This window comes from Hydrogenophaga palleronii NBRC 102513 (genome assembly GCF_001571225.1).
GTDB classification, from domain to species: Bacteria; Pseudomonadota; Gammaproteobacteria; order Burkholderiales; family Burkholderiaceae_C; genus Hydrogenophaga; species Hydrogenophaga palleronii.
This window is the reverse complement of record NZ_BCTJ01000070.1, coordinates 1-8,148: the sequence shown is the minus strand read 5'-3', so window position 1 is coordinate 8,148 and position 8,148 is coordinate 1. Positions and strand designations below refer to the sequence as shown.

Below are 8,148 nucleotides of genomic sequence, written 5' to 3'. Positions count from 1 at the left end.
CCCCCCCCCCCCCCCCCCCTGAAAGTAATTCTTTTGGCTAGGGTCGAATCATGCCGCAGAAAACGGTCAATGCCGACCGCCAGCGGTCATTCGGGGGAGGAGGGATGCCCCTGTTTGAGGGCAGAGCGGGGCACGCGGCGGTGGCGCGCCCGGCCCGCAGTCGCCCGTGGGCTTGGGCGTTCAGCTCGCCTGGCGAGCCTGGTGAGCCTGGCCCATGCGCGTGCGGCAGCGCGGGTAGTTGGTGCAACCCCAGAAGCGGACACCGCCCTGGGACGACACACGCTCCACCATCTTGATGCCGCAGCTCGCGCAGGTGGGGCGCATGTAGTCGCCCTCGTAGGCCACGGCCAGCAGCGCCTGCTGCTGCTCGGGCGTGCGCTGGGCGATCAGCTCCAGCAAGGCCTTGCCATCGAGCAGGTGGATGCCGTTGCTGCGCGCGAAAGTCTGGGCCTCTCGCGTGAAGCTGGAGGTGGTGGCAAAGGTGCCGCGTTTGAGCTGGTGCGAACTCATCACGCCGAAGAACTCGCGCAGCTCCTTCACGCCCACAGCGCGGGACTGCCAGTGCTTGCACTGCACCACCCGCGCCGGGCCCTGCAGGTGCTGCGAGTAGAGCCACAGGTCCACGCCGCCGTCGGGCCCGTGCGACTGGGACTTGGTTTCCAGCCCGGCCTGCGAGAACAGCGCTTCGCACACCGCCTCGAAGCGCCGCCACTCAATCGCCTTGAAGACCTCGGCGTTCCAGGTGGCCGTGGACGGTGCCGACGATGGCGATGGGGTGGCGGTGTTGGCGGAGGCGTTTGCCTTGGGCGTGGTCGCGTCTGGTGTCGATACCGGCACCACCGACAGCGGCGATGCCTGCACGCGGGCCGCGTCGGGTACTGCGACAGGCCCGCGGCGCGTGCGGTGCGATGCCTTGCCGTCGCTGGTGGGCAGCGGTGCAGCGCTGTGGGGTGCGTCTTCTTCGGTGGCCTTGTCTTTCAGCACGTAGTGCAGGCCCAGCAACAACACACCCACACCGAGGATGAACCAGGCCGGCGTCTGCATCACGCGGGCCGCGCCCGCCAGCAAGGGGTGGCTGGTCAGCAACCAGGCGATCAGCAGACAAGCGAAGCCCAGCAGCAGGGCGCTCAGGCCCTTGTCCAGAAACGGACTCTGCGACGGCTTTTTCCGCCGGCGTGATTTTCCATACGCTTTTCTGACCATGCACCGAACCCTCCGTCTGTTTTTTGGAATGCGCAGGCATGATGCCCACACCAAGCAGCCGGGAGGGCGGAATGAGATCAATGAATGGGCGAACGCGCACCCAGCGCCGACTGGCGGCGCAACTGGCGGCCGCGGTGGTGGCCGTGCTCGGCAATGCCGCTGTGCAGGCGCAAACCGTGTACCGCTGCGAAGCGCAGGGCAAGGTGGCCTATTCGCACGAACCCTGCGTGGGCGCCAAAGCCGTGGACACCACACCCACCCAGGGCCTGGACAAATCCAGCGGCGTGAGCCGCAAGGGTGCCGATGTTCGGCGCGCTGAATACGACAAGGTGATGGGCGAAGCCCTGCGCCCCATCACCGGGCTGGACGACCAGCAGCGGGCAACGCTGCACCGCCGCTTCAAACTGCCCCACGCCACCAAAGCCGAATGCGCCTGGCTGGACACCCGCCTGAGCAGCCATGAGGCCAGCGAGCGCAACGCGAAGACACCACAAGCCTTGCAGTCTGCACAGGTGGCGCTGTTCGAGAGTCGGCAGCGGTATCGCGAGTTGAACTGCTGAGCGGAGCGGCCTCGGATGATCATGAAAACCAACACCGCGCGCTTCAACGGCAAGCTCAAGAAGTGGAACGTCGAACGTGGCTTCGGCTTTGTGGTGGCCGAACATGGCGAGCAAGAGGTGTTCGCGCACGTGTCGGCGTTTCCGCGCGACGGCCATCAACCCGTGGTGGGTGAACCGCTCTCGTTCGAGATCGAACCCGACAAGGACGGGCGCAAACGCGCGGTGCGCGTACGCAGGCCGGGCAGTGCACAACCGGCGCCCGATGCGCGGCCGCGCGGTCAGGCTCGCGCTTCCACTTCAACCAGACGACCCAATGGCCACACGCGCTCGTCCGGTTCGTCCTTCGGTGCGCGCATCGTCGGCATCTTGCTGTTGGCGGCGCTGGGCTGGTGGGCTTACGGCCAGTACCGCACGTCAGTGGCCGTGCGTGCGGCGCCTGTGCCCTCTGCATCGCAAGGGCTGTTGGGGGCCGAGACACCGCAGGCTCCCACGCGGCCTGCGCCGGAGCCGCTCTTCCGGTGTGATGGCCGCCAGCACTGCTCTCAGATGAGCTCATGCCAGGAGGCCAAGTTCTTCCTGCAGAACTGCCCCGACACCAAGATGGACGGCGACGGGGATGGCATTCCCTGCGAGCAGCAGTTGTGCACGGGGGCGTTCGGCTACAGCCGCTGAAGAATCTGTCTGGCGCTCACTCGTTCGTGCCGCATCGCACTGTTCAACCAGGCGTGCGCGACCGTGATGGTTGCACTTGAGCTTGTGCCGGTTGTGAAACCCGCGCCGTCAGAGCCAGACCGAACCCGATTCAGGACTGGTCTGAATCGTGAACTCGGGCGAACCGCCCAGCACGAAAGCACCGAGCACCAGGCTCAGCAAGGCCATGAACAGGCTGGCCCAGAAAGCGGTCCAGAACCCGTCGATCTTGAAACCCTCCACCAGTTTGGCCACCAGCAACAGCATCAGCGCGTTGATGACCAGCAGGAACAGGCCGAAGGTGATCAACGTCAGCGGCAGCGTTAGCACCACCAGCAGCGGCCGCACGACAGCATTGGCCAGGCCCAGCAGCAGGGCCGACACCACGAGGGTGCCGGTGCTCTTGAACTGCATGCCCTTGAACACATGGCTCGCCACCCAGAGGGCGAACGCGGTGATGGCCCAGTGGAGGAGGAAAGGGGTGAGGTTAGAGAGCATGCGGGTTAATTTTTATTCAATATTTCTAAACATTCGAATGGATTCGTTGACCATTTTTTGAAAAGAACGACTTTTTTCGAATGAAGTTTCCAAGCTTAACTGGGCGCAGAAAGCCGGCTGGTCCGTAACTTCGTGATAGCCCCCTGCCATTTGCTTGCCTATCCAGCCTTTTGCATTTCTGGGGGAGTCCGGATCGGATAGAGTCATGTCAGGATCCAAGCTAAACCCGCGACAGCCATGTAATTTTTCTGCGGAAGCAATAAACCAAGATTCAAATTCCCGGTTTGGGATTATTACTGAGGGGTTTATCGGAATACCAAGATTGTTTATTCTTGAGGAAATGCTGTTTTGCAGTTGAACTGGGCAGTCATCATCTGCATCCAAAATGACAATTACCCATCCATTTGGGAGCGCTTGTGCCGCTGCCAGCTGAACTATTCTTGAAAATTCAACTGCGCTGTTGAGGAATTTATCTCTGCTGACTCTAATTGGGTTTCCAATGTCCAAGTACTTATAGGGTGCAATCCACTCTCCAAGTCGCCTTAGCAGCACCGGTACTGCGGCAACCTCTCCATGTCCCTCCACTATTGTAGATATGCGAATCAATTTAGTCTTCTTGAAATAGGTTTATCTGTTTTGAATTGAGAAATCCTTGTGATTTTTTGTCTGGTCCAATTTGATTTAAGCGTAGGAGTTCGCCAGGGGTGAATAGCTTTTTGGATAGCACGTCTCTAGATGCCTCATCTACCGGTGCGAGCTTGGTCTCACCTCCAGAGGCAACAACGCTAACTAGCGAGTCAGAACGAATTTCTGGATCATCCAAAAGGTCAGGGCTGTGACTTGTGACAATCACTTGCATACGTTGGGAGGCTTTTACTAGTGCTTCTCGAAGAGTTGATGCCGCGGCCGGGTGTAATGCTGTCTCTGGTTCCTCTAGGCCAATTAGTGTGGGCCTAGAATGGTCGCTAACTTGGTTTAGTGCCGTCAGAATTCCAACTGCTCTCAACGTACCGTCTGACATGTTCTGTGCGTAGAACTCCCACGGCGATTTGGAACCGGATACTTCTTGCTTGAACATAAGCGTTTCAAGTGGACCAATAGCCTTTCGCTCTACTCCATGAAGACTAGGTATAACTTTGCTTAGGTATTCTGAAATTTCATCGATTGCTTCGGGGGCGCCTTTTGTTAGATGGGCTATGACGCTTGCAATATTTTCCCCGGCAGATTTGAGAGATCTACCGTCTTGTGGTTTTTGCGGCTCTCTTATTATTTTGGGATTCAAATTATAAAATCCCATGGAGATCATTGCATCGTATAGGGGTCTGAACTCTGGCAGACCTGATGCATTCAAGAGCGCAAGGCGATCTGCTGTGGTTTTTGGGAATACTGCTGCACTAGTGTCAACTACTTCGCCACGTTCAACTAAGAAGTAATCGCAGTTTGCATTGAGTCCAATCCGGCATTCTTCCTTTTTTACTTCATAACCATTGTTTGGGAGTGCGCCGACTGTGAATGCGTATCTCCCCGGCGTGCCGTTTGGCAAGACAAATTCGAGGCGAATTCCGAAGTTATTCGGGTGGCCGTACGATTTTCGCCGAACTTCTGAGATTCCCCCGCGCTCCCTAAGCGCATTCTCTAAAGAGTTATCAAGCGCATCTCGGACGAAGTGGAGTGCATCTAGAAAATTACTCTTTCCTGATCCGTTTGGGCCGATTAGCCATGTTAAGGCGTGAAGTTGTACATCGCATTGAGCAATGCTTTTGTAGTTCCGAATTGCTACGCGAGTTAGGAATATGGAGTGGGACATGAACAATCCTTCCGGTTATCGAGCCCAGCTATCTTTCAACCCAGTCACCCGGTTGAACACCGGTTTACCCGCCGCATGGTCCACCCGGTCCGCCACAAAGTAGCCGTGCCGCTCGAACTGGAACTTGTCGTCCGGTTTTGCGTTGGCCAGTGAGGGTTCCACGTACCCGGTCACCACTTTCAGGCTGTTGGGGTTCAGGGCTTCGATGAAGTCCTTGCTGCCGGCGTCGGGTTGGGCGTCGAGGAACAGGCGGTCGTAGAGGCGCACTTCGGCTTGCGCGCCGTCGGCCACGCCCACCCAGGTAATGGCGGCCTTGGCTTTCACGCTGTCGGCGCCGGGGGTGCCGCTCTTGGTGTCGGGGATCACTTTGGCGTGCACTTCGGTCACCTTGCCTTCGGCGTCCTTGGCGCCCACGCCGGTGCACTCGATCACGTAGCCGCCCTTCAAGCGCACCACGTTGCCGGGGAACAGGCGCTTGTAGCCCTTGGGTGGCACTTCTTCAAAGTCTTCGCGTTCGATCCAGACTTCCTTGCCGATCTTGAACACGCGGGGTGCGGGCTCGGGCTGGCCTTCCGGAATGGCGGAGTGGGGCAGTGCGGGCTGGCTGCAGTCTTCGGTGTAGTCGTCCGAACCAAACACCTCGGCCCAGTTGGTGAGCACCAGCTTGACCGGGTCGAGCACGGCCATGCCGCGGTGGGCCTTGTTCTCCAGGTCTTCGCGCAGGCAGCCTTCGAGCGTGCTGTAGTCGATCCACGAATCGCTCTTGGTCACGCCGATGCGTTCGGCAAACAGCTGAATGGCCGCGGGCGTGTAGCCGCGCCGGCGCAGGCCGACGATGGTGGGCATGCGTGGGTCGTCCCAGCCGCTGACCTTGTGGTCGTACACCAGCTGCGCGAGCTTGCGTTTGCTGGTGATGACGTAGGTGAGGTTCAGGCGCGCAAATTCGTACTGGCGCGGTGGTGGGCTTTGCAGCAGGCCGCCTTCGGTCAGGCGCTCCAGCAGCCAGTCGTAGAACGGGCGCTGGTCTTCAAACTCCAGCGTGCACAGGCTGTGGGTGATCTGCTCCAGCGCGTCCTCAATGGGGTGCGCAAAGGTGTACATCGGGTAGATGCACCAGGTGTCGCCCGTGTTGTGGTGCGTGGCGCGGCGGATGCGGTAGATCGCCGGGTCGCGCATGTTGATGTTGGGGCTGGCCATGTCGATCCTGGCACGCAGCACCATACTGCCGTCTTCGTGCTTGCCGTCGCGCATTTCGCGGAAGCGCGCCAGGTTCTCGGCCGGCGTGCGGTTGCGAAACGGGCTGTCCACACCGGGCTTGCCGAAGTCGCCGCGTGCGGCGCGCATTTGCTCGGCGGTCTGCTCGTCCACGTAGGCGTGGCCGGCCTGCACCAGGTATTCGGCGGCGCGGTACATGAAATCAAAGTAGTCGCTGGCCTGGTAGAGATGGCTGTTGCCGTTGGCCTGCCAGTCGAAGCCGAGCCACTGCACCGCGTCCAGGATGCTGTTGACGTACTCGGTGTCTTCCTTCTCCGGGTTGGTGTCGTCAAAGCGCATGTGGCACACGCCACCGTAGTCGCGCGCCAGGCCGAAGTTGAGGCAGATGCTCTTGGCGTGGCCCACGTGCAGGTAGCCGTTGGGCTCGGGCGGGAAGCGGGTGCGGATCTTCGCCGGGTCGGGCTGGCCGGCGGCGTGGTGGGCGGCATCGCCCGGGCTGCCGGCCCAACGGCGGGTCTGGTAGGTGCCCTTGTCGAGGTCGTTCTCGATGATCTGGCGCAGGAAGTTGCTGACTTTGTGTTCGCCGTCGGCTGCGGCGGCAGGGCTGGTGGCCTTGTTCGGGGTGGTGGAGCTCATGCGCCATTCTATTGATGCCGCCCACCCGTCGCCGGGCGCCGCCCAGTGCTACTTTGGTTCGATTTGTCGTTTTTCCCTTATCGTGGCTGTCCAAGGACGAGGAGGACGGCAACCATGAGTCACAACGACAACCCCGACACCATGCCGAGCGAAGAGGCCCCGCGCTGGGAAGCCACCCAGGCGGAGGACGTTTTCCTGCCATCGGTGCGGGTGCAGATCGGCTGGCGCGACATCGAGGACGCGGTGGAGCAGGGCGCCATCGTGCCGTCTGCCGCGCACGCGCTGTGGGCGTCGTGGGCGGCGCCGGGCAATCCGCTGCGGGTGGCGCTGGTGACCACCACACCCGCCTCGCTCACCGACGACGAGCAGTCTGAAACGTATGTGCGCGGCTCGCACCCGATGCCGTCTGCCCATCCACCGCAGGTGCATCGCGGCCCGGCCTTCAGCTTCACCAACACCCTGTATTACTTCGGCGGCATGCTGGCCATCGGCGCCATGACGTTGTTCATGACCCTGGGCTGGGAGCTGTTCGGCGCCTGGGGCGTGTTCGCGCTGGCGCTGGGTTATTTCACCGGCGCGCTGCTGGTGGCGAGCAACCTGCTGCAGAAGGGCTTGCGCACGCCGGCCGGCATTCTCGCCACGCTGGCGGTGTGCCTGGTGCCGCTGGCGGTGTGGGCGTTCCAGACCGGCGTGGGCATGTGGCCCGAGGGCGCGAGCGACAACTACCGCGACTACCACCGCTTCATCGACTGGCGCTGGCTCACGCTGGAGCTGGCCACGCTGGTGGCGGCCGTGGTGCTGCTGTACCGCTTCAAGCTGCCCTTCATGGTGATGCCGGTGGCGGTGACGATCTGGTACCTCAGCATGGACGTGGCGCACATGATCATGCAGAAGGAAGGTTTTGACTGGACCTTCACGCGCGACGTGTCGCTGGTGTTCGGCCTGGCCACCATCGCCATCGCGGTGTGGGTGGACCTGCGCACACGCACCGCACAAGACGCCGAAGACCGGCAGGATTTTGCGTTCTGGCTCTACCTGTTCGGCGCCATCATGTTCTGGTGCGGCCTGAGCCTGCGCGACAGCGATTCGGAAATCGGCAAGCTGGTGTATGGCCTGCTCAACGTGTTCCTTGTGTTCCTGGGCGCGGCCATCGGCCGGCGGGTGTTCACCGTGCTCGGTGCGCTGGGCGTGGCGAGCTACCTCGGTTACCTGGCCTACCGCGTGTTCGCCGACAGCCTGCTGTTCCCGTTCGCACTCACGCTGCTGGGCCTGGCCGTGGTGGCGCTGGGCATCTGGTGGCAACGCAATGAAGACCGCATCCACCAGCGCCTGGCCGGCTGGTTGCCCGCGGCACTGAAACCGCTGGCCGCGCGCTGAGCCAGACGGACCAAGGGCCGGCAGGTGCCGACCCGAGGGATTCATTCGGTAGCGAGTGCCTGGCGCTAAAGCCGGTGATGGCACAAGCGCTGCCGGCGCGCAATGACCCTTTCCAGGGGCACCGAGGGTCCGGCTCCGCCGGCCCCAGGTGCCGTCCCCCCT

Annotated in this window: 8 protein-coding genes; 3 read left to right on the top strand and 5 right to left on the bottom strand. The window is 61.6% G+C overall.

The window, feature by feature from the left end:
* Positions 1-180: 180 nt before the first annotated feature.
* The gene (locus tag HPA01S_RS21965) at positions 181-1,203 is read right to left on the bottom strand and encodes a restriction endonuclease (RefSeq protein WP_066273562.1); all 1,023 of its coding nucleotides are present in this window, start codon (positions 1,201-1,203) and stop codon (positions 181-183) included.
* An 80-nt stretch (positions 1,204-1,283) separates the two neighbouring features.
* Between HPA01S_RS21965 and HPA01S_RS21960 the strand changes: the two genes are divergently transcribed.
* Positions 1,284-1,763: a hypothetical protein gene (locus HPA01S_RS21960; protein WP_066273557.1), complete on the top strand. Its 480-nt coding sequence runs from the start codon at positions 1,284-1,286 to the stop codon at positions 1,761-1,763.
* A gap of 21 nt (positions 1,764-1,784) precedes the next feature.
* The gene (locus HPA01S_RS21955) at positions 1,785-2,435 is read left to right on the top strand and encodes an excalibur calcium-binding domain-containing protein (protein WP_066273569.1); all 651 of its coding nucleotides are present in this window, start codon (positions 1,785-1,787) and stop codon (positions 2,433-2,435) included.
* A 108-nt stretch (positions 2,436-2,543) separates the two neighbouring features.
* Here the strand turns inward: HPA01S_RS21955 and HPA01S_RS21950 are convergent, their stop codons facing one another.
* Genes HPA01S_RS21950 through HPA01S_RS21945 form a run of 4 tightly spaced genes read right to left on the bottom strand, consistent with a single transcriptional unit; the run spans position 2,544 to position 6,609 of the window.
* Positions 2,544-2,951, bottom strand: coding sequence for a phage holin family protein (locus HPA01S_RS21950; protein ID WP_066273555.1), 408 nt, complete (start codon positions 2,949-2,951; stop codon positions 2,544-2,546).
* Between the two features lie 12 nt (positions 2,952-2,963).
* Complete coding sequence (locus tag HPA01S_RS22895) at positions 2,964-3,536, bottom strand: DUF4276 family protein (protein WP_281193168.1); 573 nt, start codon at positions 3,534-3,536, stop codon at positions 2,964-2,966.
* Between the two features lie 22 nt (positions 3,537-3,558).
* Positions 3,559-4,758: an AAA family ATPase gene (locus tag HPA01S_RS22890; RefSeq protein ID WP_084360910.1), complete on the bottom strand. Its 1,200-nt coding sequence runs from the start codon at positions 4,756-4,758 to the stop codon at positions 3,559-3,561.
* A 15-nt stretch (positions 4,759-4,773) separates the two neighbouring features.
* Complete coding sequence (locus HPA01S_RS21945) at positions 4,774-6,609, bottom strand: glutamine--tRNA ligase/YqeY domain fusion protein (RefSeq protein ID WP_066273553.1); 1,836 nt, start codon at positions 6,607-6,609, stop codon at positions 4,774-4,776.
* A 114-nt stretch (positions 6,610-6,723) separates the two neighbouring features.
* On the opposite strand from HPA01S_RS21945, the gene HPA01S_RS21940 reads away from it, so the two are divergent.
* Positions 6,724-7,986 carry a DUF2157 domain-containing protein gene (locus HPA01S_RS21940; protein ID WP_084360908.1) on the top strand — a complete coding sequence of 421 codons (1,263 nt, stop codon included), beginning with the start codon at positions 6,724-6,726 and terminating at the stop codon, positions 7,984-7,986.
* The last annotated feature ends 162 nt before the right edge of the window (positions 7,987-8,148 follow it).

Excerpts from the sequence above, each read along its gene's own strand:
- HPA01S_RS21965 (WP_066273562.1), bottom strand. The coding sequence starts at position 1,203 with ATGGTCAGAAAAGCGTATGGAAAATCACGCCGGCGGAAAAAGCCGTCG.
- HPA01S_RS21960 (WP_066273557.1), top strand. The coding sequence starts at position 1,284 with ATGAATGGGCGAACGCGCACCCAGCGCCGACTGGCGGCGCAACTGGCG.
- HPA01S_RS21955 (WP_066273569.1), top strand. The coding sequence starts at position 1,785 with ATGAAAACCAACACCGCGCGCTTCAACGGCAAGCTCAAGAAGTGGAAC.
- HPA01S_RS21950 (WP_066273555.1), bottom strand. The coding sequence starts at position 2,951 with ATGCTCTCTAACCTCACCCCTTTCCTCCTCCACTGGGCCATCACCGCG.
- HPA01S_RS22890 (WP_084360910.1), bottom strand. The coding sequence starts at position 4,758 with ATGTCCCACTCCATATTCCTAACTCGCGTAGCAATTCGGAACTACAAA.
- HPA01S_RS21945 (WP_066273553.1), bottom strand. The coding sequence starts at position 6,609 with ATGAGCTCCACCACCCCGAACAAGGCCACCAGCCCTGCCGCCGCAGCC.
- HPA01S_RS21940 (WP_084360908.1), top strand. The coding sequence starts at position 6,724 with ATGAGTCACAACGACAACCCCGACACCATGCCGAGCGAAGAGGCCCCG.